1 protein-coding gene and 1 pseudogene are annotated in these 642 nt (G+C 65.3%); one reads left to right on the forward strand and one right to left on the reverse strand.

Translation table 11 applies throughout. The annotated features are described in order from the left end of the window. A partial coding sequence (locus tag ON44_RS48760; protein ID WP_245567442.1) for a TetR/AcrR family transcriptional regulator occupies positions 1-268 on the reverse strand: 268 nt, incomplete at its 3' end. 169 nt (positions 269-437) lie between these two features. On the opposite strand from ON44_RS48760, the pseudogene ON44_RS33610 reads away from it, so the two are divergent. Further along, a pseudogene (locus tag ON44_RS33610) lies at positions 438-642 on the forward strand (LLM class flavin-dependent oxidoreductase); the annotation flags it as partial.

A 642-nucleotide genomic window follows, 5' to 3' on the forward strand; every position in this document is an offset into this window, starting at 1 on the left:
ACTGTCCCGTGCGCAGCCGACGGGCCTGACCCATCCGCTCCACGATCGCGTCGCGGATCATCGCGGCTACATCCGGCCAGTGCCGATACAGCGTGGTGCGACCGACACCGCTGCGTGCCGCGACCGCCACATGGGTCACCCCGGTCCAGCCCTCCTCGGCGAGCAACTCCGCGACCGCCGACAGCGCCGCCTCCCGGCTGCGCAGCACGCGCGGGTCAGGGCCGCGGGTCAGGGCGGACTGGCTCATCCAAGGCTGCGCGTCGCTCATCGGACCGTCCTTCGCGAGGGCTGGAACGTCGTCGCAGAACATCTTGCACCAACACCAATTGTTGTACATACTGTGCCATATCTTCGGTACATTATGTTCCATAAGCCGCCGAGGGTATCGGCACCGGTGGACGTTCCGGTGAGTCGTCAACGCCTACAGGAGAATTCCGTTGAAAACATTGCTGATGAGCACCGCGGCCATCCCGGTCACGATCGAGAAGCGCCGATCCCGGCGTCCGGTCGCCGTCGACACGGGCCTGTATCAGGACATGCTGCGCAGCTATGAGGAGACCGCACGCTCGGCCGACGAGCTCGGCTTCGACGGATTCGGCAGCACCGAGCACCATTTGCAGACCGAAGGCGGGGAATCGTTGC

It is taken from the genome of Nocardia vinacea NBRC 16497, from assembly GCF_000308835.1.
In the GTDB taxonomy this organism is placed as follows: domain Bacteria; phylum Actinomycetota; class Actinomycetes; order Mycobacteriales; family Mycobacteriaceae; genus Nocardia; species Nocardia vinacea.